The sequence below is a fragment of the Arthrobacter sp. TmtSoilC77 genome (genome assembly GCF_059739415.1).
This window is the reverse complement of the sequence record NZ_AP046050.1, coordinates 2,499,890-2,524,529: the sequence shown is the minus strand read 5'-3', so window position 1 is coordinate 2,524,529 and position 24,640 is coordinate 2,499,890. Positions and strand designations below refer to the sequence as shown.

The following is a 24,640-nucleotide window of genomic DNA, read 5'->3' as shown; positions in this document are numbered from 1 at the left end:
TACCTCTATCAAGGAGAAAACAATGACCAGCACCCCCACGCAGCAACTCTCCGACGCCGGCGTTTCCATCTGGCTCGATGACCTTTCCCGCAACCGCCTCGAAACGGGTACGTTGCAGAAGCTCATCGACGAAAAGAATGTCGTCGGTGTCACCACCAACCCGTCCATCTTCCACGCCGCCATCACCACTGGCACGGACTATGACGCCACGATCGCCGCGCAGGCCGCGGCCGGTGCAAGCGTCGAAGAAACCATCTTCGAGATCACCACCACGGACGTCGCAGACGCCTGCGATCTCTTCGCACCGATCGCTGCCGCCACCAACGGCGTGGACGGTCGCGTATCCATCGAAGTGGATCCCCGCCTGGCCTGGGACACCCAAGCCACCATTGCCGAAGCCAAGCACCTGTACGGCAAGGTCAACAAGGCCAACGTCCACATCAAGATCCCGGCAACCCTGGAAGGCCTGGAGGCCATCACGGCTACCCTGGCCGAGGGCATCAGCGTCAATGTGACACTGATCTTCTCCCTGGAGCGCTACCGCGCCGTCATCAACGCCTTCCAGACCGGCCTGGAGCAGGCCAAGGACAACGGGCACGACCTCTCCAAGATCCACTCCGTGGCATCCTTCTTCGTTTCCCGCGTGGACACCGAGATCGACAAGCGCCTGGACGCCATTGGCACCGATGAAGCCAAGGCCCTCAAGGGCAAGGCAGGCGTCGCCAACGCACGCCTCGCCTACCAGGTCTACGAAGAGCTGTTCTCCACCGAACGCTGGGCCTTGCTCGCAGAAGCCGGCGCGCTCCCCCAGCGTCCGCTCTGGGCTTCGACGGGCGTCAAGGATCCGGCCTACCCGGACACCCTCTACGTCACCGAACTCGTCGCCGCCGGCGTGGTCAACACCATGCCGGAAAAGACACTCGATGCAACGTTCGACCACGGCGTAGTCACCGGAGACACCATCACCGGCACTTACGCAGAAGCGAACCAGACCCTCGACGCACTCGAAGCACTCGGCGTCTCCTACAACGACGTCGTAGCCGTCCTTGAGACCGAAGGCCTCGAGAAGTTCGTGGCCAGCTGGAAGGAACTCCTGGCCGACGTTGAAGGCGCCCTCGCCACCGCACGGAAGGCTTCCTAACCAACCATGAGCACAATCAGCTACGACGCCAGCGGTGCCGCGCAGCAGGCCATCGCCCAGAACATCTCCAGCCTGGTAGACGACAAGGTCGCCACACGGATTTTCGCCAAAGACCATACGCTGTGGGGTCCTGAAGCGGAGTCCGAGTCGGCAATCCGCCTGGGCTGGGTTGAGGCTGCCGCCGTATCGCAACCTTTGGTGGAGAGCATTCTCGAACTTCGCGATGCTCTCCGCGCCGAGGGCGTCTCCCGTATTGTCCTCTGTGGCATGGGCGGCTCCTCCTTGGCTCCCGAGGTCATTGCCGGCACCGCCGGTGTCGAGCTGACTGTGCTGGACAGCACAGATCCTGAGCAGGTCAACGCTGCTTTGACGGACCGGTTGGCGCAGACCGCGATTGTGGTTTCCTCCAAGTCAGGTTCAACCGTTGAGACTGACTCCCAGCGCAGGGTGTTCGAGAAGGCGTTCAAGGACGCCGGTATCGATGCAAAGAGCCGGATCATCATCGTCACGGATCCGGGTTCTCCGCTGGACAAGGCTTCTCGCGAAGCCGGCTACCGTGCAGTCTTCAACGCCGATCCCAACGTCGGCGGCCGGTTCTCTGCGCTCACGGCGTTCGGACTTGTCCCGTGTGGCCTGGCTGGCGTGGACATCCAGGCTTTCCTGGACGAAGCTGAGGAGGCTGCCGAGATCCTCAATGAGGATTCGGAGGACAACATTGGTCTTGCTTTGGGCATTGCCCTGGGCGGTACCAATCCTCTGCGCAACAAGATCGTCATTGCCGAGGATGGTTCCGGCATCGTCGGCTTCGCCGACTGGGCCGAGCAGCTCATCGCTGAATCCACGGGCAAGCTGGGCACGGGTGTGTTGCCTGTTGTTGCAGGACCTGATTCCCCCGAGGCCCTCAACGGGGCCGAGGATGTCCTGGTGGTCCGGCTGGTCAGTGCGGACGCCGACGTCGAACTTCGTGAAAACGAAGTAGCCATCGCAGGTGGTCTCGCTTCCCAGATGTTCCTCTGGGAATTCGCGACCGCCGTAGCTGGACGCCTCCTGGGCATTAACCCGTTTGACCAGCCCGACGTCGAGGCTGCCAAGGTGGCCGCGCGCGGCCTTCTGGATGCCCGCCCTGAGCCCACGCCCGCGGCTTTCACTGACGGCGTCGTAGAGGTTCGCGGCGGAGATTGGCTCGGTAGTGCGTCCACGACAGCCGAAGCCGTGCAGGCCCTTCTTGACCAGCTCGGCACGGATGGCTACCTCAGTGTCCAGGCTTACCTGGACCGCATCTCCCACGCACCCCTTGAGGGCATCCGTGACGACCTTGCCGCAGTTTCCGGCCGTCCGGTGACGTTCGGATGGGGTCCGCGGTTCCTGCATTCCACGGGACAATTCCACAAGGGCGGTCCGGCTATTGGTGTGTTCCTCCAGATCACCGCAGCGTCGTCCCTGGATCTGGAAATCCCGGACCGCCCCTTCACATTCGGGGAGCTCATTGCTGCACAGGCCTCCGGGGATGCCCAGGTCCTGGAAGGCCATGGCCGTCCTGTGTTGCGCTTGCACCTCACCGAGCGTGCTGCCGGCGTAGCCCAACTCCAGGAAGTCGTCGCTGCGCTGGCCGGCCAGGCCAGCGCACTCGAAAGCTAAGGCACAAAACCAAACATGCCAGAAACTGAAAACGGCAGGAAGAACGCCGGCTTGCGGAATCCCTTGCGGGATCCGCGGGACCGGCGCCTGAACCGCATCGCTGGGCCGTCGTCGTTGGTGTTCTTCGGAGTCACCGGGGACCTCGCCCGTAAGAAACTCATGCCAGCGGTCTATGACCTCGCGAACCGCGGCCTGCTTCCGCCCAGCTTTGCCTTGGTTGGATTCGGACGCCGTGAGTGGGATAACGCCGACTTCGCCGCAGAGGTGAAGGAGAACGTCAAGGCCCATGCACGGACCAAGTTTGACGAAGCTGTCTGGGAACAGTTGGCTTCGGGCATCCGCTTCGTTCAGGGCGAATTCGACGACGACGACGCCTTTGAGCGCCTCGGCGACGTGTTGGAGGAACTGGATGAAACCCGCGGCACGCGTGGCAACCACGGTTTCTACCTCTCCATCCCGCCCAAGGCGTTCGAGCAGGTCTGTCGCCAGCTGTCCAAGCATGGCCTGGCCCAAGCGAAGCCCGGGCAATGGCGGCGTGTAGTTATCGAAAAGCCGTTCGGCCACGACCTCGAGTCTGCCCGTCAGCTGAACGACATCGTGGAGTCTGTGTTCCCGCAGGATGCGGTGTTCCGGATCGACCATTACCTCGGCAAGGAGACGGTCCAGAACATCCTGGCGCTGCGCTTCGCGAACCAGCTGTTCGAGCCCCTCTGGAACGCCAACTACGTTGACCACGTCCAGATCACCATGGCCGAGGATATCGGCACGGGTGGCCGTGCAGGCTATTACGACGGCGTGGGTGCTGCCCGCGACGTCATCCAGAACCACTTGCTGCAACTGCTGGCGCTTACGGCAATGGAGGAGCCCATTTCCTTCAACGCCGATGACCTGCGGGCCGAGAAGGAAAAGGTCCTGGCCGCCGTCAAGCTGCCGGATGACCTCTCCACCCATTCCGCCCGCGGACAGTTCACCGGCGGCTGGCAGGGTGGCGAGGAAGTCCTTGGCTACCTGGACGAGGACGGCATTCCTGCTGATTCCAAAACCGAAACGTACGCCGCGATCCGTGTGGATATCAACACCCGCCGCTGGGCCGGGGTGCCGTTCTATCTGCGTGCCGGGAAGCGCCTGGGCCGCCGCGTGACCGAAATTGCGGTTGTCTTCAAGCGTGCGCCCAACTTGCTGTTCCGGGATCACAACGATGACGACTTCGGCCAGAACGCCGTGGTGATCCGTGTCCAGCCTGATGAGGGCGCCACGATCCGTTTCGGTTCCAAAGTCCCGGGCACGCAAATGGAGGTCCGCGACGTCACGATGGACTTCGGCTACGGCCACTCGTTTACCGAGTCCAGCCCCGAAGCCTACGAACGGCTCATCCTGGACGTACTCCTGGGCGAACCGCCGCTGTTCCCGCGCCATCAGGAAGTTGAGCTGTCCTGGAAGATCCTGGACCCGTTCGAAGAGTACTGGGCGGGCCTGGACGAACAACCGCAACCCTATGCACCGGGCAGTTGGGGGCCGGCTTCAGCCGATGAGCTCCTGGCCCGGGACGGACGAACCTGGAGAAGGCCATGATCGTAGATCTTCCCGACACAACCACCTCCAAGATCTCCAAAAAGATCATGTCCCTGCGGGAACAGGGCGGCGTGATCGCCCTGGGCCGGGTCCTGACCCTGGTGGTCGTCACGAAGTCCGGACAGGAAGAAGACGCCATCGAGGCAGCCAATGAGGCCAGCCGCGAACACCCCTGCCGCATCATCGTGCTTGCCGATGCCGGGGTAGAAGCACCGGACCGCCTCGACGCGCAGATCCGCGTTGGCGGCGACGCCGGTGCTTCCGAAGTCATCGTTCTCCGGGGATTCGGCCACATGGCCCACGAAAGCGAGTCCCTGGTATCAGGCCTCCTGCTTCCGGACGCACCTATTGTGGCGTGGTGGCCCCACGGGGCACCGGAAAGTGCCTGCGAGACGTCCATAGGTCGTATTGCACACCGTCGCATCACGGACTCCGCGAATGAGCCCGACCCCGCCCAGGCGCTGGAGAACATTCGGCGGACTTACAAGGCAGGCGACACCGATCTCGCATGGACCCGCCTGACGAACTGGCGCATGCAGCTTGCTGCCGTGTTCGACCAAGTGGACGGCGATCCTGTCTCGGCCGTTGCGGTGGAAGGTGCTTCGGACTCTCCGAGTACCCTGCTACTGGCAGCCTGGTTGAGCCTTGCCCTGCAGGCGCCCGTAACGATCGTTGCCGATCCGGCCGGTACGGGAATCCGCCGCGTCCGCATGACGCGTGCCAGCGGTGACGTTCAGCTTTTCCGCCCGGGATTGTCCGTGGCAGAGCTAACGCAGCCGGGTCAGCCCGCGCAGCGCATCACCCTCCCCCGACGCAGCCTGAAGGATTGCCTCGCCGAAGAACTCCGCCGGCTGGACCCCGACGAAGTCTTCGGAGAAGTGATTACGATGGGACTGCCATTAACCAGTCAGAGGAGAGTCCAGACCAGTGCACGCTGAGCCCAGAGTAAGCATCCACCCCGATTCCAAGGTGCTCATGGCGGCCATTGCGGCCCGCCTTATCACCAAGCTTGTGGATGTCCAGGACAAGCACGGTGAGGCCACGGTGGTCCTGACAGGAGGAACTGTCGGGATCGGCACCCTGAAAGCGGTGGCGGATTCGGCCGCGGCACCAGCTGTCGACTGGTCAAAGGTGAACTTCTGGTGGGGTGATGAGCGCTTTGTCGCAGCAGACAGCGATGACCGCAACACCCGCCAGGCACACCAGGCCCTGCTCGCTCACCTGCCGGTTGACCCTGCCCGGGTCCACGAGCCCGGTTCCTCGGACGAGTTCGTATCGGCTGACGACGCTGCGGCTGACTATGCCGACAGGCTGAAGGCAGCAGCTGAGGCAGAGCACGCAGCTGACATGTCCGATACCCGCCCGGAGGAGCCCGGCGTCCTTCCGCGTTTCGACGTACTCCTGCTCGGTGTAGGTCCGGACGCCCATGTCGCGTCCCTCTTCCCGGAACAGGCTGCCATCAGGGAGAAGAACCGGACAGTGGTGGGCGTTGAAAACTCACCCAAGCCGCCGCCGTCGCGCATTTCCCTGACCTTGCCCGCCATCAACACGGCGCAGGAAATCTGGATGGTCGTAGCGGGTGAAGACAAGGCCGGTGCTGTGGGCCTTGCCTTGGCGGGTGCCAATCCTGTTCAGGTCCCCGCAGCGGGCCCCGTGGGGCGCTCCAGGACCCTGTGGCTCATTGACGAGAACGCTGCGTCACGTGTCCCCCAGCAGTTGGTCCGGAAGGACCCCGCGGGCGCGTAACCGCTCCAACGCTCCAGCCAGGACGATTTCGGCGTCCTGGCTGGAGCGTCGTTCTTTAACGTAATCCAGGTGGGACTTGAAGAGGTCGTCTTCCGGCCGGGCTTCCGTAACCTGGCCCGGGTCTCTGGATGCCACAAGGCCGCATTTGGGGCAGTCCCAGGTCTTGGGTATTTGTTCGTCCGGCAGCTTAAGAAAAACAAGCCGCGTCTCGTGTCCCTTGGCGCACCAATATGGGACACGAATACGCGGCAGTTGTTCTCCATCGCCGTGGTCGCTTTGATGTCGAGGGGCAGATCCCAGTGCCACACCAACACGGGTGCCCCGGTAACCAGGCGTGCCATGAACCATTTTCGAACCCCTAGCGACTCGGTGGTCGGCCGTCACGGCCCGTAGGCCTTACGGCCAACAGGGCCAGTCTAATGCGAGGGGTACGACGGCGGCACTGGTGTTTGGTGCCGAATGATCCGGAAGTGACGGGAAGGCTCCCTTGCAGGAGCCTTCCCACACGAACTTTTAAGAATCGCCACCTGAAGTGAAGCGCATGATCAGGCCAAGGCCGATGATGACGACTCCCCAGGTAACGCCAAGAATGATGGTGAAGCGGTTCAGGTTCCGCTCAGCGACACCGGAGGAGCTCAATCCGGAGCTCATTCCCCCACCGAACATGTCGGACAAACCGCCTCCACGTCCCTTGTGGAGAAGAATGAGCAGCGTCAGCAGAAGGCTGGTTACGCCCAGCAGGATCTGCAGAATGACATGAAGAACGTCCACGACGGCCTTTCGAAGAAGCGGAAATCGGGAGCCGGACTAGTCCGTGACGAGGTGGCTCTCGAACCTGACAATGTTAGCAAACTCAGCTGGGTCCAAACTGGCGCCACCCACAAGCAGGCCGTCAACATCGTTTTCCGCCATGATGGCGGCAGCGTTGTTTGCCTTGACGGAGCCTCCGTACAGAAGGCGCGTCTTCTCAGCTACGCCCTCGTCGAAGAGCTTGGCAAGTTCGGCGCGGATAGCTGCACACATTTCCTGTGCGTCGTCCGGACCTGCAACTTCACCTGTTCCGATAGCCCACACAGGTTCATAGGCGACCACAAGCTCAGCGGCCTGTTCCGGAGTGAGGCCTTCGACACCGGCGCGCAGCTGCGCCAGCGTGTGCTCCACGTGCGTTCCTGCCTGACGGATTTCGAGGCCTTCACCGACGCAAAGGACCGGTGTGACACCGTGGCGGAACCCGGCTTTGACCTTTGCGTTCAGGACGTCGTCGGACTCGTTGTGGATGGTCCGGCGTTCACTGTGCCCTACCAGTACGTAGGTGCAGCCCAGCTTGCTGAGGAACTGTCCGGAGATGTCACCGGTATAGGCTCCGGAATCGAACTGGGACAGATCCTGTCCGCCGTAAACAACGTCAAGTTCGTCGCCCTGTACAAGCGTCTGCACGCCGCGGAGATCAGTGAACGGAGGGAAGACGGCAACCTCTACACGGTTGTAGTCATGCTTGGCGTCAGAGAGGGTCCAGGCGAGCTTCTGTAGCAAGGTGATGCCCTGGACATGGTCCATGTTCATCTTCCAGTTGCCTGCGATGAAGGGCTTTCGGACAAAGTTGCCGTTGGCAGAGGTAGTCACATGAACTCCAAGAATGCGTTGATAAATGGAAACAGCCGGCAGGACGCGAGGGCGTCCTGCCGGCCGGATTGCTGTTTAGCGGTCCAGGACGCTGAGGCCTGGAAGTTCCTTGCCTTCAAGGTATTCCAGGCTTGCCCCGCCACCGGTAGAGATGTGGCCAAACTGGGAATCCTCGAAGCCGAGGGTCCTTACTGCTGCGGCGGAGTCGCCGCCACCGACCACTGTGAAGGCCACAGTGTCGGTGAGTGCCTGCGCGATAGCCCGCGTGCCGCTGGAGAATGCTTCAAATTCGAAGACGCCCATGGGGCCGTTCCAGAAGACGGTCTTGGCTCCTTCAATCTGCGCTGCAAATGCAGACGCGGATTCGGGCCCAATGTCCAGCCCGATGCCGGAGGCACCAAAGGAGCTTTCCTCAATGGCATCCGCCCGGACGACTTCGTGCTCGGCATCCGCCGCGAAACGGCTTGCAACCACAACGTCCGTGGGAATCACGAACGAAGTACCGGCATCAGCCGCGCGCTTGAGGTAGTCCTGGACCACCGGAATCTGGTCTTCTTCCAGGAGGCTGCCGGCAACCTTGTGGCCTTCGGCGGCCAGGAAGGTGAACAGCATGCCGCCACCAACCAGGATGGTATCTGCCTTGCCAAGAAGGTTGTCGATGACTGCCAGCTTGTCCGAGACTTTGGAACCGCCCAGGACAACGACGTAAGGCCTCTGGGTGTCCGCGGTGAGCTTCCGGAGAACTTCCACCTCGGTGTGCACGAGGTCGCCGAGGTAAGACGGCAGCCGCGTTGCGACGTCGTAAACGCTGGCGTGCTTGCGGTGGACTGCGCCGAAGGCGTCATCCACGAACGCGCCGTTGTCGCCCGTAAGGGCAACCAGCTCGTCAGCGAATGCGCCGCGCTCGGCGTCGTCCTTGCTGGTCTCGCGGGCGTCAAAGCGGACGTTCTCCAGGATGAGTACTTCGCCATCCTGCAGTGCAGCTGCAGACTCCTTGGCGGAGTCCCCAACTGTGTCGGCAGCCAATCGGACGTTGAAGTCCGCAAGTTCCGCGAGGCGGGCTGCTGCGGGCTTCAAAGAGTACTTTTCCTCAGGGGCCCCTTTGGGGCGGCCGAGGTGGGCGGTTACGAGCACACGGGCACCGGCGTCCGAGAGCTTCTTAAGGACCGGGAGGGAGGCCTTGATGCGGCCGTCGTCGGTCACTGTAGAGCCGTCGAGCGGCACATTAAGGTCACTTCTGACCAGAATGTACCGCCCGCGGACACCTTCAGCGATGAGTTCGTTGAGGGTGTGAGATGTCATGTGTCTACCCTAGCCCAGCTTGGATGCGACGAGCTCCGTGAGGTCGACGAGGCGGTTGGAGTAGCCCCACTCGTTGTCATACCAGGAAACAACCTTGACCTGGTTGCCGATGACCTTGGTCAGGCCGGAGTCGAAGATCGAGGAAGCGGGGTCGCCGACGATGTCCGAGGAGACGATAGGGGCATCCGTGTAGCTCAGGATCCCGGCGAACTGATCGGACTCAGCAGCGGCCTTGACCGCGGCATTAACTTCCTGGACCGTAACTTCGCGGGAAACAGTGACCGTGAGGTCCGTGGCGGAACCGGTGGGGACCGGGACGCGGATCGCATAGCCATCCAGCTTGCCCTTGAGTTCCGGCAGGACCAAGCCGATGGCCTTTGCGGCACCGGTGGAGGTAGGAACCATGTTGATGGCGGCAGCGCGCGCACGGCGGAGGTCTCCGTGGGGGCCGTCCTGCAGGTTCTGGTCGGCCGTGTAGGCGTGGACCGTGGTCATCAGGCCACGCTCGATGCCGAAGGCGTCGTTGACTACCTTGGCCAGCGGCCCAAGGCAGTTGGTGGTGCAGGATGCGTTGGAAATGATGTGGTGTGCCGCAGGATCGTAGAGCTCGTGGTTCACGCCCATGACGATGGTGATGTCTTCATCGCTGGCAGGTGCCGAGATGAGCACCTTCTTGGCGCCGGCGTCGATGTGCTTCTGCGCAGCTGCTGCCTTGGTGAAGAACCCGGTGGATTCGATGACGATGTCAACACCGAGCTCGCCCCAGGGAAGGTTCGCGGGATCGCGTTCAGCAAGAACCGTGATGGACTCGCCATTAACAACGAGGTTGCCCTCTTTGACTTCCACGGACTGGGTCAGACGGCCACCGACGGAGTCGTACTTCAGGAGGTGGGCGAGGGTCTCGGGGCTGGTGAGGTCGTTGACTGCGACGATCTCAAGGTCTGCGCCCTGGGCCAGTGCTGCGCGGAAGTAGTTACGGCCGATGCGGCCGAAGCCGTTGATACCAATACGGGTGGTCACTATGTGTCAATCTCCTTGGTGCTCTTGCAAGCACGCCTAGTGAGTCGGATCAATATTTCCAACTAACAGACCCCGCACGTCATTGGGCAGAGGTGATTATCAGATCGGAGGGCGACCAGCCACGTTGCTGAAGGCTAACCGCCTTCCGTGACCCATCTTACGTTTAACTAAGCCTGCCCCCGCAACTGCGGGGGCAGGCTTTCCAGTATTTGGTCCCATTTCACCGTTAATGTGACTTTTGTTACATCAGCGTGAACCGGGCCTCACCAGCTACAGAACGATGAGGCCCGTAGCGTTGGCGCGGGCTGCTTCGAAGCGCTTGGCGACGTCTGCCCAGTTCGCGATGTTCCAGAATGCCTTGACGTAGTCAGCCTTGACGTTGACGTAGTCCAGGTAGAACGCGTGCTCCCACATGTCCAGCATGAGCAGCGGGGTGGTGCCAACGGCGACGTTGCCCTGCTGATCGTAGAGCTGCTCGATGACGAGGTTGCCACCGATGGGCTCGTAGGCCAGGAAGGCCCAACCGGAACCCTGCAGGCCCAGTGCGGCAGCGGTGAACTGGGCACGGAAAGCGTCAAACGAACCGAAAGCGTCCTCGATGGCTGCTGCGAGTTCGCCTTCAGGCTTGTCGCCGCCGTCCGGGGAGATGTTGTTCCAGAACACGGAGTGGTTGATGTGGCCGCCGGTGTGGAACGCGAGGTCCTTGGAGAGGCGGTTGATGTTGGCGAAGTCGCCCGATTCGCGGGCTTCAGCGAGCTGCTTGAGGGCGTTGTTGGCACCTGCAACGTAGGCGGCGTGGTGCTTGCTGTGGTGCAGCTCCATGATCTTCGCCGAAATGTGCGGCTCAAGAGCTGCGTAGTCGTAGCCGAGCTCGGGCAGAACGTACTCTGTCACGAAATCCTCCAATGTAATGGACCGAAGTCCGGTTTGGTAACTCTCGTTGTGTTCATCCGGCCGGCAGGCCAGCCGGAAATCTCTGGGGAAGAAGCCTGCTCCTGCCACCAACGGGAACAACCCGCCGCGCCCTCGCAGTATTTCCTCCACACGATCTCGATTCTATGGGCGGGAACTATTCGTCCATCATTTCCGGAGTCACATTTGCTTCCGTACCCGGAATTCCGAGATCAAGCGCGCGTTTGTCAGCCATCGCGAGCAAGCGACGGATCCGGCCTGCAATGGCGTCCTTGGTCATGGGCGGATCGGCAAGGCGGCCCAGTTCGTCCAGGCTGGCCTGCTTGTGGGCGACCCGGAGTTCGCCTGCGTACTTCAGGTGGTCCGGAACATCATCGCCCAGGATTTCAAGTGCCCGGTCAACCCTGGCGCCGGCCGCTACGGCGGCCTGCGCCGAGCGGCGCAGATTGGCGTCATCAAAGTTGGCCAGCCTGTTGGCAGTAGCCCGGACTTCCTTGCGCATGCGCCGCTCCTCCCAGACCATCAAGGCGTCATGTGCGCCCATCCGGGTAAGGAGCGCTGCAATAGTGTCACCGTCGCGGATTACTACGCGGTCTACGCCGCGGACTTCGCGGGCCTTGGCCTGTATGCCCAACCGGCGGGCGGCACCCACCAGTGCCAGCGCGGACTCCGGTCCTGGGCAGGTTACTTCCAGGGACGACGAACGACCCGGTTCGGTGAGGGATCCATGGGCAAGGAAAGCTCCGCGCCAGACGGCTTCCGCATCGGCCGCGGATCCATTGACAACTACGGAAGGCAGGCCGCGCACCGGGCGGCCGCGACCGTCCAGCAGACCTGTCTGGCGGGCAAGGGCTTCGCCGTCGCGGACAACCCTGACCACGTAGCGGCTCCCCCGGCGCAGGCCGCCACCTGAGACCACGATGATCTCGCTCTGGTGCCCGTAAACCTCTGCTATCGCGGCACGCAGCCGCCGCGCGGTGGAAGCCAGGTCCACCTCAGCCTCGATAACGATTCGTCCCGAGATAATATGCAAGCCCCCCGCAAAGCGGAGCATCGCCGAAACCTCAGCTTTGCGGACTGAAGATTTCTTGATGTCCAGCCGGGACAGTTCGTCCTTGACCGACGCGGTAAGTGCCATCGCGTGTGTATTCCTAACTGTTCCCGAAAATATCGTGGTACGCCGCTGCCAGGAGCAGTGGGTCATGGACAGGGCGGCGCCTCGAAGCCCCTACTCTACCCAACACCACCTCCGCACCGATCATCCCCGCTGCTTTCTCAAAGGCCTTCAGGTCCTGGATCGCGGAGGGATCGGCGAGTACGACGTCGACGCTGAACTCCGGCGCATAGCGTCGCAGGACATCCAGGTGGTCGGCCGCCGTCATGCCGGACGTTTCCTTGGTTTCGACGTCAAGATTCATGGTGAGGCAGCGCTTGGCGGCAGTATCGCCCAAGGCCTGCCGAAGCTCGGGGAGCAGCAAATGAGGCAACACCGAGGTGTACCAGGACCCTGGTCCGAGGATGACCCAATCGGCGAGCTCGATCGCGGTGAGCGCCTCGGTGCAGGCCCGGGCGTCCTCGGGCAGCAGCCGCACTTCGTCCAGTTTTCCCGCAACGGCACACTTTGCCTGGCCGCTGACGGTCTGCAGTTCATATCCACCGCCGGGCAGTTCCACCCGGGCTTGGCCCTCAATGGTCAGGGGAACACTGGACATGGGCAGCACCTGGCCCCGCGCGCCCAGCAGCGCCCCGGCCCATTTGAGGCCGGCCACGGTATCCCCCAGCAGCTCCCAGAGCGTGACGATGAGCAGGTTGCCCATGGCGTGGTGGTCAAGCGAACCGCCCTTGGCGGTGCCGGCAGTGAAGCGGTGCTGCATGACGTCCCGCCATGTCCGCCCCCAGTCGGTGTCGTCGCAGAGCGCGCTCAGTGCCATCCGCAGGTCGCCGGGCGGGAGGACGCCGTACTCGTCCCGCAGACGCCCGGAGGAGCCGCCGTCGTCAGCTACCGTGACGATCGCCGTCAGTTCCGACGTCAACAAACGAAGTGCGGAGAGCGACGCGGCCAGTCCGTGTCCGCCGCCGAGGGCCACGACCGAAGGACTTTTGTTTTGCTGGCTGCCCGGAACGCCCTTTGGCGGGATGAGGGGCAACGGACCTGTGAGGACTCCCATTACTCACGCCCCAGGTCGCGGTGGGTGGTTGTCACGGTAACGCGCGGATATTGCGCGAGGCGTTTGGAGAGCTCGACGGCGACTGCCACCGAACGGTGCTTGCCACCGGTGCATCCCACGGCCAGAGTGGCGTAGTGCTTGTTCTCCTGGCGGTAACCGTCCAGGACCGGCTCCAGGGCCTTGACGTAACGGTCGACAAAATCCTGCACCCCATCGGCAGAGAGCACGTAGTCGCTGACGTCCTCATCCAGTCCTGTATGGGGACGTAGCTGCGGCACCCAGTGCGGGTTGGGAATGAAACGGGCGTCGGCCACGAAGTTGGCGTCAACAGGCAAGCCGTACTTGAACCCGAAACTCATGACATTCAGCCGTAGCGTCACAGGTCCGGTATCGCTGAACAATTCAGTGATGGCTGTTGCAAGGCCGTGCACGTTGAACTCACTGGTGTCCAGGACAACGTCGGCATGCTCCCGCAGTTCGCGCAGGACTTCACGCTCTATGCCGATTCCGTCAAGGATCCGTCCCCCGCCCTGCAGCGGATGCGGCCGCCGGCCTTGTTCGAACCGGCGGACCAGGACTTCGTCGCTGGCATCGAGGAACAACACCCGGAACGTGATGCCGGTGGCGCTCAAGGCCCCCAGAGCTGTCTGGATGTCGGTAAAGAGGTCCTTGCTTCGGACATCCACCACTACGGCCAGCTTCGGGATGGATTTGGGCGCGTGCGAGACAATTTCCGCCAGGGTGCCAAGCATCTGGGGAGGAAGGTTGTCCACAACGTACCAACCGTGGTCCTCCAAGGCGTCCGAAGCGGTGCTGCGGCCCGCCCCCGACATGCCGGTAACCACCAGCAGTTCCGCCTCCGCCGGCTTGACGGGCGTTAGTCCGTCCTGCTCCGCGCCGGCTCCTGCCGTTGCCTCATCCATCAGTGGTCCCCGTTTCCTCGACAAGTGGTTGTTACGGCCTGACCGGTGGCATCGCAGTTGCGGCCACCGGTCAAGTTCTTACCCTAGCTAAGATTCGAGGATTTCGCCGGTGGTCATGTTCACGGCAGGAGCGGTTTCACCTGCGTCTTCGCTGGAACCCAGATGCTGCACGACTGCCGCTGCCAACGCCGGACCGATGCCCTTGGCGGAGGTGAGTTCCTCCGCACTGGCCGCCCTGATCTTCTTGAGGGACCCAAAATGTGCCACCAAGGCCTTGCGTTTGGCTTCTCCCAGGCCCGGAACGCCGTCCAGGGCAGACACTGTCATGGCCTTGCCGCGCTTTTGCCGGTGGTACGTGATGGCAAAGCGGTGGGCTTCATCGCGGATGCGCTGTAGCAGGTACAGGCCCTGCGAAGTCCGCGGAAGGATCACGGGGAAGTCGCTGTCGGGGAGCCAGACCTCTTCAAGGCGCTTTGCCAGGCCAACCACGTAGACGTCATCGATGCCCAACCCGGCCAAGGCACGCGCCGCAGCGTTGACCTGCGGCTGCCCGCCGTCCACCACCACCAGGTTGGGCGGGTACGCGAACTTGGCTTTGGGGGCCGGCATGGTGGGGTCCGACGGCGGCGTTTCAGTTCCAGGGGCAGCCGCGGCGGTGCCCGCACGGGTTGGGTTGATGATTTCACCGGAGACGGGCACCTGGGCGGCCTTGTCGGTGAGGTAGTGGCGGAAGCGGCGCGTCAAGACATCGTGCATGGCGGCGGTGTCATCGGTTGCCGCCGCTCCCGTGATGGAGAACTTACGATAATCGGACTTCTTGGGCAGGCCGTCTTCCACCACCACCATGGACGCCACCACGTTGGTTCCTTGGACGTGCGAGATATCGAAGCATTCGATCCGAAGCAGCGGAACCGGAAGCTCAAGGGCCTCCTGTAGCTCCTGAAGGGCCAGCGAACGGACGGTGATGTCCCCGGCCCGGCGCGTCTTGTGCAGCTTCAGCGCCTGCTCGGCGTTCTCGCGGACCGTTGACATGAGCGCAGCCTTGTCACCTCGCTGGGGCACGCGGATATCCACTTTTGCCCCGCGGAGCCCGCCCAGCCATTCACTCAGCTCGGCATGGTTGCTCGGATTCTCCGGAACGAGTACTTCCCGGGGAATGCGGCCCTGGACCTCGCTGTCTTCCCCGTAAACCTGTTGCAGCAGGTGCTCGATGAGTTCCGGCGTCGTGGCGTCTTCGACTTTCTCCACCACCCAGCCACGCTGTCCACGGACCCGGCCGCCGCGGACGTGGAACACCTGCACGGACGCCTCGAGCTCGTCTTCATGCAGCGCGAAGACGTCGGCGTCCGTATCCTCGGCGAGGACTACGGCGTTGCGTTCGAAAACCTTGCGCAAAGCGATGATGTCGTCCCTGAGCCGTGCGGCGCGCTCATAGTCGAGTTCTGCGACGGCGGCCGCCATATCCTTTTCCAGCCGGTTGATGAAGCGCTTGGCTTCCCCGCCCATGAAGGCGCAGAAGTCCTCCGCAAGTTCACGGTGCTCCTCCGGCGTCACGCGGCCAACACAGGGTGCTGCGCATTTGTCGATGTAGCCAAGAAGGCAAGGGCGCCCACTGGCTTGTGCCCGCTTGAAAACGCCCGCGCTGCAGCTTCGGACCGGGAACACGCGAAGGAGGGTGTCCATGGTTTCCCGGATAGCCCCCGCGGTGTAGGGGCCAAAATACCTGGTGCCCTTCTTGCGTTCGCCACGCATGACCTGCACCCTGGGGTACTTCTCCCCCATGGTGACGGCCAGGTAGGGATACGTCTTGTCGTCCCTGAAGACCACGTTGAAACGCGGCTTGAATTCCTTGATCCAGGTGTACTCCAGCTGTAGCGACTCCAGCTCGCTACCCACAACCGTCCACTCCACGCTGCTCGCGGCATGGACCATGGCATGCGTCTTGGGTAGAAGCCCGGACGGGTTTGCAAAGTAGGAATTCAGCCTGGAACGGAGGTTCTTGGCCTTCCCCACGTAGATAACCCGGCCGTGGGGGTCGCGGAAACGGTAGACGCCCGGGGTGGTGGGAATTTCACCCGTTTGGGGCCGGTAACTTGCTGGATTTGCCACGATTCCAGTCTAGTGAACAGGATCGGCAGCCTACGCCAGCCCGCTCAGTCCACCGACTTGCTTTGGTTGTAGCTTGAGGACCGTTCCTGTCCGCTGAGGGCAGCTATGGCATCCATGATCTTGTCCGTCACCTGGCGTCGTGCTGGAAGGGAATGGTCCGGGCCCGTCTTGTCGAAGTAGAGCGGCTCGCCAACCTTCATGGTGAAGTGCTGGGGGCGGACGGCGTTCTTGTCCGCTGGCTGCAGTTTCTCCGTGCCTATCAGGCCCACGGGAATTACAGGCGCGCCCGTGGTGAGCGCCAACCAACCGACGCCGGTCCGGCCGCGATAAAGGATGCCGTCACGGGAGCGGGTGCCCTCCGGGTAAATTCCAATGCCCTTGCCGGACTCCAGGATGTCCAGAAGGGTCTTCAGGGCCTGCACGCTGGCAGCCTGTTCACCGCGTTCCACCGGGATGGAACCGACGGCTTCGAAGAAGGACTTCATCACGGCGCCCTTAACGCCTTTGGTGGTGAAATACTCCGCCTTGGCGAAGAACGCTACTGGACGGGGCATGAGCGCCTGGACAATGACGCTGTCCAGGAAAGAGAGATGGTTTGGCGCCACAATGAACGGGCCTTCTGTTGGCACGTTCTCCAGTCCAATGACCGTGGGCCGGCACGTGGTGGAGATCAGTCCACGCGTTGTCCAGCGGATCGCATCAAAGACTGCCATCGTTTTGTACCTCGCTCAGGGCCGCCGCGCGGACAGCGTCAAGTTCTTCAATTTTGGTTCGCAACTCAAGGGTGCTGCCGACCACGGCAACCGCACCGGCTTCCTCCAGTTCGCCGTCCGAAGCGAAACCCCAGCCAACACCAATGCAGTCAAGGCCATTGGCCATTGCTCCGGCCACGTCCTGGTGCCGGTCCCCCACCATCACAGCAGGCTGGGAGTGGAGATCAGCCAAGGCCGCGCCAACAATCCCGATCTTTCCGGACGCGGAATTGGCTGCCAGCGATTCGTCGTCGGAAGCTCCCCTAATGGAGACAAAGAAATCCGCAATACCGTGATGCTCAAGGACAATCCGGGCAATACCTTGAGGCTTCTGGGTTGCAACGGCGACGGCCCGCCCCGTTTCGGCAAAGAATTCAAGGAGGTCGAATATTCCCGGATACAACTTGCTCTGGCCAATACCGGTTTCCCTGTAATGCCGCCGGTAGCGGGAAATGGTTTCATCTACCAATTCGGTCGGAACATTCGCCAGATGCAGAAGTGCATCGCTGAGCTTGGGGCCAACCATGGCGTTCAGCACGGCCTGTTCCGGGACCCGGAGGTCCATTTCGCGCAGGGCCGCGGATATTCCTCCTGTGATACCGCCGGCTGGATCGACAAGGGTGCCGTCCAGATCGAAAATTACGGGCACCGTTGTTTGAGTCACCGGCTTAGTTTCTCACGAGTAGCGGCATGCCTGAAACTCGCATGCCGCTACCGGAATACTTCTGCCCCGCTGAGGATATTCTTTAGGCGTCCAGGAAGGCGATCCGGGCTGTTAGCGCAGAATTTCCGCAAGGAACGTTGCGGTGTGGCTGTCAGTGGACTTGGCTACCTGCTCAGGCGTGCCCGTTGCGACGATCTTGCCGCCACCTGAACCACCGTTCGGCCCGAGGTCCACAATCCAGTCCGCGGACTTGATGACGTCCAGGTTGTGCTCAATGGTGATCACGGTGTTGCCCTTGTCCACCAGTCCTTGCAGGACCATAAGCAGCTTCCGGATGTCCTCGAAGTGCAGACCGGTAGTGGGTTCGTCCAGAACGTAGATGCTGCGTCCGTTGGACCTCTTCTGGAGTTCTGCAGCCAACTTCACGCGCTGCGCCTCGCCACCGGACAGGGTTGTGGCCGGCTGGCCCAGCCTGACATAGCCCAGTCCCACGTCCACCAAGGTGTTCAGATGCCGCGCGATAGGGGTGAAGGCAGCAAAGAATTCAGCGCCTTCCTCGATGGGCATGTTAAGGACATCGGCAATGGTCTTTCCCTTGTAATGCACTTCAAGGGTTTCCCGGTTGTAACGGGCGCCATGGCACACCTCACACGGAACGTAGACGTCAGGCAGGAAGTTCATTTCGATCTTCAATGTGCCATCTCCGGAGCACGCTTCGCAGCGGCCGCCCTTGACGTTGAACGAGAAGCGGCCGGGCTGGTAACCGCGGACCTTTGCTTCGGTGGTTTCGGCAAACAGTTTCCGGATGTTGTCGAACACGCCTGTGTACGTTGCCGGGTTGGAGCGGGGTGTGCGCCCAATGGGGCTCTGATCGACGTGGACCACCTTATCCAGGTGCTCCAATCCATTCACGCTCCGGTGCCGCCCGGCAACCTGCTTGGCGCCATTGAGCTTGTTGGCGAGGACCTTGTAAAGGATCTCGTTCACCAGCGTGGACTTGCCCGAACCGCTGACACCCGTCACTGCCGTGAAGAGCCCCAGGGGGAACGTGGCATCCACATTGTCCAGGTTGTTTTCCCTGGCACCGATGACCTTTAGTTCACGTTTTTTGTCGTACTTGCGGCGCTTGGCCGGGACATCGATCTTGCGGCGGCCGGACAGGTAGTCGCCAGTGAGGGAGTCCTTGTTTTCCAAGAGCTCCTTGTAGGTACCTGAATGGACCACTTGCCCGCCGTGCTCCCCGGCGCCGGGTCCAATGTCAACCACCCAGTCCGCTTCATGGATGGTGTCCTCGTCATGCTCCACCACGATCAGTGTGTTGCCGAGATCCCGCAGGCGGGTCAGCGTCTCGATCAAGCGGCGGTTGTCGCGCTGGTGCAGACCGATGGAAGGTTCGTCAAGGACGTAGAGGACTCCCACCAGGCCGGAACCAATTTGCGTAGCCAGGCGGATACGTTGGGCTTCACCGCCGGACAAGGTCCCGGAAGGACGTTCCAGGTTCAAGTATTCAAGTCCCACGTCCAAAAGGAACGTCAACCGGGCCTGGATTTCCTTCAGGACCTGGTGGGCAATCTGTGCCTCGCGGTCGGTCAGGGTCAGGCTGCCCAGGAACGACGCACATTCACGCATGGGAAGGGCCGCGACTTCAGCGATCGACTTCCCATTGATCAACACCGACAACGAGGCAGGATTGAGCCGGGCACCGTTGCACTCGGGGCAGGGAATCTGGCGCATGTACTCTTCGTACCTGTCCCGTGCCCAATCCGAGTCAGTTTCGCCGTGTTTGCGGTGAACATATTGGATGGCGCCCTCAAAGCCGGTGCTGTACTTGCGTTCCCGGCCGAACCGGTTGCGATACTGGACCACAACCTTGTGGTCCTTGCCGTGCAGCACGGTGTTCCGGACATCCTTGGGGAGTTTTTCCCACGAGGTGTCCATGGAGAAGCCGAGTTCATGGGCCAGGCCCTCCAGGAGGCGGTTCCAGTACTCCGTGGTGGCGGTGCCCAGGGACCAGGGGGCGATGGCGCCTTGTGCCAGGGAAAGCTCCGGATTGGGAACAATCAGTTCCTCGTCCACTTCAAGCCTGGTTCCGATGCCACTGCAGGCCGAGCAGGCGCCAAAGGGGTTGTTGAACGAGAAAGAGCGTGGCTCGATTTCATCGATGGCCAGGGGGTGCTCGTTGGGGCATGCGAGGTTCTCGGAGAAAGCACGGATACGTGCGGGGTCCCCCGCGTCAAGGTCCACGAACTCAATCAGCACCCGGCCTTCCGCCAAGCCCAAGGCAGTTTCAATGGAATCGGTGAGCCGCTGGCTGATCTCTTCCTTGACCACCAAGCGGTCCACCACCACCTCGATGGTGTGCTTGAACTGTTTGCCAAGCTTGGGCGGCTCGCTGAGCTGTACCAGTTCGCCGTCCACCCGTGCGCGCGAATAGCCTTTGGCCGTGAGTTCCTTGAAGAGGTCCACGAACTCGCCCTTGCGCCCGCGAACCACAGGAGCGAGAACCTGGAATCGTGTGCCCTTTTCCAGTTCCAACAGCTGGTCAACGATCTGCTGCGGGGTTTGCCGGGCGATGGGCTCGCCACAAACCGGGCAGTGCGGACGGCCTACACGCGCCCAGAGCAGACGCATGTAGTCGTAAATTTCCGTGATGGTGCCCACGGTGGAGCGAGGGTTCTTGCTGGTGGATTTCTGGTCGATCGACACCGCGGGCGACAGGCCCTCGATGAAGTCCACGTCCGGCTTGTCCACCTGGCCGAGGAACTGGCGGGCGTAGGCGGACAACGATTCCACGTACCGACGCTGCCCCTCGGCAAAGATCGTATCGAATGCCAAGGAGGACTTGCCTGAGCCTGAAAGGCCCGTGAACACGATCATCGCATCCCTGGGGAGGTCCAGGTCTACATTGCGCAGGTTGTGTTCCCGCGCGCCCTTGACTACCAGCCGGGACAGGTCCGGCCTGGTGGGCTTGGTATCGGGGACGACGGCTACACTCTTCAGGGCATCGATGGCTGCATCTTCAGCTAAGGCTTTGGGCACCTACCAATGCTAATCGAAAACTTCTTCGAATTTCCATGTCGTGCCTCACATGCTACCGATCGGTATCAATCAGCGTCATATGCGGCCGCAAGAAGCTGTACAGCCTCCGCGAATGAGGCTCCTTGGGCCTTTGCCGCAGCAGCATACTGGGCGGCAACTTCCGCAAGCGCGCCCCAGCGGTCATCCCGTGCACACACGATGGTGCCGTTGCGTCCCCTCGTGGCGACGACGCCGGCAGCCTCCAGTTCCTTATAGGCGCGGGCCACTGTATGTGGGGCTACATCCAACACACCCGCCAGGTTGCGCACCGGCGGGAGCTTCGCTCCAACTGCGAGGACGCCGGAGTCTGCGAGTTCGATGATGCGCAGCCTCAGCTGCTCAAAAAGGGCAACTCCGCTGCTGGTGTTGGGCCGCCAGTTCCCGGGAAAGCCGTCCATGGCAGTCATCGCGAAAACCGGCCGGGTACCGGAAGCCATCCGGGCGTTTGCTGCTCAATGAAGCGTCCATGGTCCATGCCGAGAATTAGACCAGCGACGCGGAAAGGGTACAAGCCACGGGCGGCAGGAAACTTAATTGCTACGTCCGGCAACAGGTCCTGCCGGCTCATTTGTCTTTCCGGGCCACCGCGAAGATACGACGGAACGGGAACACCGTCCCGTGGCCCGTAGGCGGATATGCCTCGCGCAGCAAAGCGGAGTATTCCTGCTCGAATTCGGCGGCATCTGCAGGAGACAGCGCTGCCAGTACCGGCCGCAGTCCTGTGCCGCGCACCCACTCAAGGACGGGGTCCTTGCCCGGCAACAGCTGCTGGTAGGTGGTTTCCCAGGCGTCAGCTGCGCAGCCGGCGTCGAGCATGATACCCAGGTAGTCCGCAGGACTGCCCACAACGCCATCATGCCGAAGGACGCCGCCAAGGCGGGAGGACCATTTGGGTGACGCGGCAAGCTCCCTCATGAGAGTGTGCGAAGGGGATGTGAAGTTCCCCGGGACCTGGAGCGCGAACCAGGCGCCTGGTTTAAGTGCACGCAGCCAGTGACCGAGCATGGCCTGGTGCCCGGGAACCCACTGGAGTGCGGCGTTGGTTACTACGACGTCTGTCTCCTGGTCAGGCTGCCAACCAGCAATATCTGCCTGCTCGAATTCCAGGTTGGCGAATTTCCGGGCCTCTCCATCTGCCTTCGCAAGCATGTCGCCGGAGGAATCGAGGCCGACCACGCGCGCATCGGGCCAGCGGACAGCCAGTGTGGCTGTGAGGTTGCCGGGGCCGCATCCAAGATCCACCACTTTCCGCGGCGATTCAGCCTGGATCCTGGCCACCAAGTCATGGAACGGCCTGTCCCTGTGATTGCCGAACTCCACATACTTGGACGGATCCCACCTCATATAAGCCTCCTGGCGTTGGGCAACAGTGCTGGGGCGAGCCTAAACCGTCCGGGGACTAAGCTGGAAACCAATGAAACTTCTTGAGCAGCTCCCTGGTTCCACCCCCTCCAACCCGTTGGGTCCGGACGAGATCTATACACGGTTCGTTGAGTGGACAGAAGGCCGCGGCTTGCAGTTGTACGCTGCCCAGGACGAAGCCATCATGGAGCTCGCCTCCGGAGCCAACGTCATCCTGGCTACACCCACCGGGTCGGGTAAATCGCTGGTCGCCATTGCGGCCCACTTCGAGGCCATGGCCCGTGGCCAGCGCAGTTATTACACCGCTCCCATCAAGGCTTTGGTCTCGGAGAAGTTTTTCGCCCTCTGCGACATCTTCGGTGCCGAAAACGTTGGCATGATTACGGGTGACTCCGGCGTAAACCAGGATGCGCCGATAATTTGCTGCACCGCTGAGATCCTGGCCAATATTGCCCTCCGCGAGGGAGCTTCCGCGGAACTTGGCACCGTGATCATGGATGAATTCCACTTCTACTCCGATCCCCAGCGCGGATGGGCCTGGCAGGTTCCCCTGCTTGAACTGCCGCAGGCCCAGTTCCTGCTCATGTCCGCGACGCTGGGTGACGTCAGCCGTTTCGAAGCCGGCCTCACCGAACTCACCGGGCGGCCCACCACTACCGTTAGCTCTGCCGAACGTCCGATTCCACTGCATTACTACTACCACCTCACTCCGGTCCACGAGACACTGGAAGAACTGCTCTCCACCAAGCAGGTCCCGGTCTACGTTGTGCACTTCAGCCAGGCAGAAGCGATCGAGCGTGCCCAGAACCTGATGAGCATCAACATGTGCAGCCGGGAGGAAAAGGACCGCATCGCTGAGCTCATCGCAGGCTTCCGGTTCGCCGCGGGCTTCGGAAAGACACTCAACCGGCTGGTCCGCCATGGCATCGGCGTCCATCACGCCGGCATGCTGCCCAAGTACCGCCGCCTGGTGGAGCAACTCGCACAAGCCGGGCTCCTGAAGGTTATCTGCGGGACCGACACGCTGGGCGTGGGCATCAACGTTCCCATCCGCACGGTTCTGTTGACGGCGTTGAGCAAATACGACGGCGTACGCACCCGGGTGCTCAACTCACGCGAGTTCCACCAGATTGCCGGCCGCGCGGGTCGCGCAGGGTATGACACCGCCGGCACCGTGGTGGTCCAGGCACCGGATCACGTAGTGGAGAATGCCAAGGCCATGGCAAAGGCCACGGCAAAGTTCGGCGACGACCAGAAGAAGCTTCGCCAAGTGGTCAAGAAGAAGCCACCGGAAGGTTTCGTTTCCTGGGGTGAATCAACGTTCAAACGGCTGGTGGAGTCGGTTCCGGAGCCTTTGGGTTCCAGCTTTACGGTCACCCACGCGATGCTCCTCAACCTCATGGAACGCCCAGGAGATCCGTTCCAGGCAACCCGGCGCTTGCTCACTGAAAACCACGAGAACCGCCCGGCGCAGTTGAAACTCATGAAGAAAGCGCTGGGCATCTACCGTGAACTGCTGGCCGCGGGTGTGGTTGAACGCATTCCGGAAGATGAACAACAATCCGAAGGCCGTTCTGTCCGCTTGACGGTCCACTTGCAGGCCAACTTTGCCCTCAATCAACCGCTTTCACCGTTTGCGCTTGCCGCGCTGGAACTGCTGGATCCAGAGTCGCCGTCGTATGCGCTGGACGTTGTTTCGGTTATCGAGGCCACATTGGAGAAGCCGCGCCAGATTCTCTCTGCGCAGCAGAAGAAGGCCCGTGGCGAGGCGGTTGCCGCCATGAAGGCCGACGGCATCGAATATGAGCAGCGGATGGCCATGCTCGATGAAGTCACGTACCCGATGCCCTTGGCGGAGATTCTTGGCCAAGCCTTCGAGGTGTACCGAAAGGCTGCACCATGGGTGGGCGACTTCGAGCTGGCGCCGAAGTCAATTATCCGCGACATGTATGAACGTGCCATGAACTTCGGAGAGTTCGTGCAGTTCTACGGCCTGGCCCGCTCCGAGGGCATCGTCCTGCGCTACTTGGCGGATGGATTCCGTGCACTCAGGCAGACTGTGCCCCAGGACTTGCTGCGCGAGGACCTCGAGGACCTCATCGCCTGGCTGGGTGAACTTGTCCGGCAAGTGGACTCCAGCCTCCTAGACGAGTGGGAGGAGCTAACCTCAGGGCTCATGCCAACACCGCATGACGCTCCCCCACCTCCGCCGCCGCTATTGACCACGAACATCAGGGCTTTCCGGGTCATGGTCCGGAACGAAATGTTCCGCAGGGTGGAGCTGTTTGCGGACGAAGACTCTGCCGCCCTGGGTGAGCTGGACGCCGACGCCGGCTGGGACGCCGAGCGCTGGGAAGAGGTTCTGGACGACTACTTCGATGAACACGATGACATCGGCACGGGACCTGATGCCCGCGGACCCGGATTGCTCATCATCACCGAAGAACCCGGCACGTGGCGGGTCCGCCAGATCTTCGATGACCCCGCCGGAAACCACGACTGGGGCATCTCCGCCGATGTGGATCTCGCGGCTTCCGATGAGACGGGCACAGCCGTGGTTCGCGTGACGAACGTCAACCGGCTCTAAGCCAACAGGCTCCCAGGTCCAGCTCAACCGGCTTAAGGAAGTC

Annotated in this window: 21 protein-coding genes; 6 read left to right on the top strand and 15 right to left on the bottom strand. The window is 62.0% G+C overall.

From position 1 onward, the window contains the following. Window positions 1–22 precede the first annotated feature (22 nt). From tal to pgl, 5 genes are read left to right on the top strand one after another with little or no spacing between them, the layout of a single operon-like run. A complete protein-coding gene (gene tal / locus AC6I99_RS11590; RefSeq protein ID WP_224164362.1) occupies window positions 23–1,141 on the top strand; it encodes a transaldolase in 1,119 nt (372 codons plus the stop codon). Between the two features lie 6 nt (window positions 1,142–1,147). Beyond that, the gene (locus tag AC6I99_RS11585; RefSeq protein WP_497945061.1) at window positions 1,148–2,779 is read left to right on the top strand and encodes a phosphoglucose isomerase-related protein; all 1,632 of its coding nucleotides are present in this window, start codon (window positions 1,148–1,150) and stop codon (window positions 2,777–2,779) included. Window positions 2,780–2,794: 15 nt separating this feature from the next. Continuing rightward, window positions 2,795–4,351 (top strand): glucose-6-phosphate dehydrogenase, encoded by a 1,557-nt coding sequence (zwf, locus tag AC6I99_RS11580; protein WP_224090233.1) that lies wholly within the window; start codon window positions 2,795–2,797, stop codon window positions 4,349–4,351. Further along, window positions 4,348–5,289 carry a glucose-6-phosphate dehydrogenase assembly protein OpcA gene (locus tag AC6I99_RS11575; protein WP_497945062.1) on the top strand — a complete coding sequence of 314 codons (942 nt, stop codon included), beginning with the start codon at window positions 4,348–4,350 and terminating at the stop codon, window positions 5,287–5,289. The genes zwf and AC6I99_RS11575 overlap by 4 nt, the downstream gene beginning before the upstream one ends. Further along, entirely contained in the window at window positions 5,279–6,097 is an 819-nt protein-coding gene (pgl, locus tag AC6I99_RS11570; protein ID WP_224090229.1) for a 6-phosphogluconolactonase, read from the top strand. Before AC6I99_RS11575 ends, pgl begins: the two co-directional genes overlap by 11 nt. Here the strand turns inward: pgl and AC6I99_RS11565 are convergent. The 15 genes from AC6I99_RS11565 to AC6I99_RS11495 all read right to left on the bottom strand — a co-directional run bounded on the left by AC6I99_RS11565 (window position 6,050) and on the right by AC6I99_RS11495 (window position 21,992). Further along, window positions 6,050–6,445 (bottom strand): RNA polymerase-binding protein RbpA, encoded by a 396-nt coding sequence (locus tag AC6I99_RS11565; RefSeq protein WP_497945063.1) that lies wholly within the window; start codon window positions 6,443–6,445, stop codon window positions 6,050–6,052. The two genes, pgl and AC6I99_RS11565, sit on opposite strands and share 48 nt — an antisense overlap. Before the next feature lie 165 nt (window positions 6,446–6,610). After that, entirely contained in the window at window positions 6,611–6,868 is a 258-nt protein-coding gene (gene secG / locus AC6I99_RS11560) for a preprotein translocase subunit SecG (protein WP_216925786.1), read from the bottom strand. Window positions 6,869–6,904: 36 nt separating this feature from the next. Continuing rightward, a complete protein-coding gene (tpiA, locus tag AC6I99_RS11555; protein WP_497945064.1) occupies window positions 6,905–7,720 on the bottom strand; it encodes a triose-phosphate isomerase in 816 nt (271 codons plus the stop codon). Window positions 7,721–7,795: 75 nt separating this feature from the next. Further along, on the bottom strand, window positions 7,796–9,022 hold the full coding sequence (locus tag AC6I99_RS11550; RefSeq protein ID WP_497945065.1) for a phosphoglycerate kinase: 1,227 nt from the start codon (window positions 9,020–9,022) through the stop codon (window positions 7,796–7,798). Window positions 9,023–9,031: 9 nt separating this feature from the next. After that, window positions 9,032–10,042, bottom strand: coding sequence for a type I glyceraldehyde-3-phosphate dehydrogenase (gene gap, locus AC6I99_RS11545; protein WP_224090226.1), 1,011 nt, complete (start codon window positions 10,040–10,042; stop codon window positions 9,032–9,034). A gap of 270 nt (window positions 10,043–10,312) precedes the next feature. Beyond that, entirely contained in the window at window positions 10,313–10,936 is a 624-nt protein-coding gene (locus AC6I99_RS11540; protein WP_216925790.1) for a superoxide dismutase, read from the bottom strand. 175 nt (window positions 10,937–11,111) lie between these two features. Then, the gene (whiA, locus tag AC6I99_RS11535; protein ID WP_018777554.1) at window positions 11,112–12,092 is read right to left on the bottom strand and encodes a DNA-binding protein WhiA; all 981 of its coding nucleotides are present in this window, start codon (window positions 12,090–12,092) and stop codon (window positions 11,112–11,114) included. A 13-nt stretch (window positions 12,093–12,105) separates the two neighbouring features. Beyond that, window positions 12,106–13,122 carry a gluconeogenesis factor YvcK family protein gene (locus AC6I99_RS11530; RefSeq protein ID WP_224090225.1) on the bottom strand — a complete coding sequence of 339 codons (1,017 nt, stop codon included), beginning with the start codon at window positions 13,120–13,122 and terminating at the stop codon, window positions 12,106–12,108. Next, the gene (gene rapZ, locus AC6I99_RS11525) at window positions 13,122–14,045 is read right to left on the bottom strand and encodes an RNase adapter RapZ (protein ID WP_224164358.1); all 924 of its coding nucleotides are present in this window, start codon (window positions 14,043–14,045) and stop codon (window positions 13,122–13,124) included. The genes AC6I99_RS11530 and rapZ overlap by 1 nt, the downstream gene beginning before the upstream one ends. 87 nt (window positions 14,046–14,132) lie before the next feature. After that, a complete protein-coding gene (gene uvrC / locus AC6I99_RS11520) occupies window positions 14,133–16,154 on the bottom strand; it encodes an excinuclease ABC subunit UvrC (protein ID WP_497960991.1) in 2,022 nt (673 codons plus the stop codon). A gap of 44 nt (window positions 16,155–16,198) precedes the next feature. Further along, window positions 16,199–16,867 (bottom strand): lysophospholipid acyltransferase family protein, encoded by a 669-nt coding sequence (locus AC6I99_RS11515; RefSeq protein WP_224164356.1) that lies wholly within the window; start codon window positions 16,865–16,867, stop codon window positions 16,199–16,201. Beyond that, the gene (locus tag AC6I99_RS11510; protein ID WP_497945067.1) at window positions 16,854–17,570 is read right to left on the bottom strand and encodes an HAD hydrolase-like protein; all 717 of its coding nucleotides are present in this window, start codon (window positions 17,568–17,570) and stop codon (window positions 16,854–16,856) included. Before AC6I99_RS11510 ends, AC6I99_RS11515 begins: the two co-directional genes overlap by 14 nt. A gap of 111 nt (window positions 17,571–17,681) precedes the next feature. Further along, window positions 17,682–20,609 (bottom strand): excinuclease ABC subunit UvrA, encoded by a 2,928-nt coding sequence (gene uvrA / locus AC6I99_RS11505; RefSeq protein ID WP_224090221.1) that lies wholly within the window; start codon window positions 20,607–20,609, stop codon window positions 17,682–17,684. Between the two features lie 65 nt (window positions 20,610–20,674). Continuing rightward, entirely contained in the window at window positions 20,675–21,055 is a 381-nt protein-coding gene (locus tag AC6I99_RS11500) for a GntR family transcriptional regulator (protein ID WP_216925843.1), read from the bottom strand. 157 nt (window positions 21,056–21,212) lie between these two features. Next, window positions 21,213–21,992 (bottom strand): trans-aconitate 2-methyltransferase, encoded by a 780-nt coding sequence (locus AC6I99_RS11495; protein WP_497945068.1) that lies wholly within the window; start codon window positions 21,990–21,992, stop codon window positions 21,213–21,215. 70 nt (window positions 21,993–22,062) lie between these two features. Between AC6I99_RS11495 and AC6I99_RS11490 the strand changes: the two genes are divergently transcribed. Next, window positions 22,063–24,597, top strand: coding sequence for a DEAD/DEAH box helicase (locus tag AC6I99_RS11490; RefSeq protein ID WP_497945069.1), 2,535 nt, complete (start codon window positions 22,063–22,065; stop codon window positions 24,595–24,597). The last annotated feature ends 43 nt before the right edge of the window (window positions 24,598–24,640 follow it).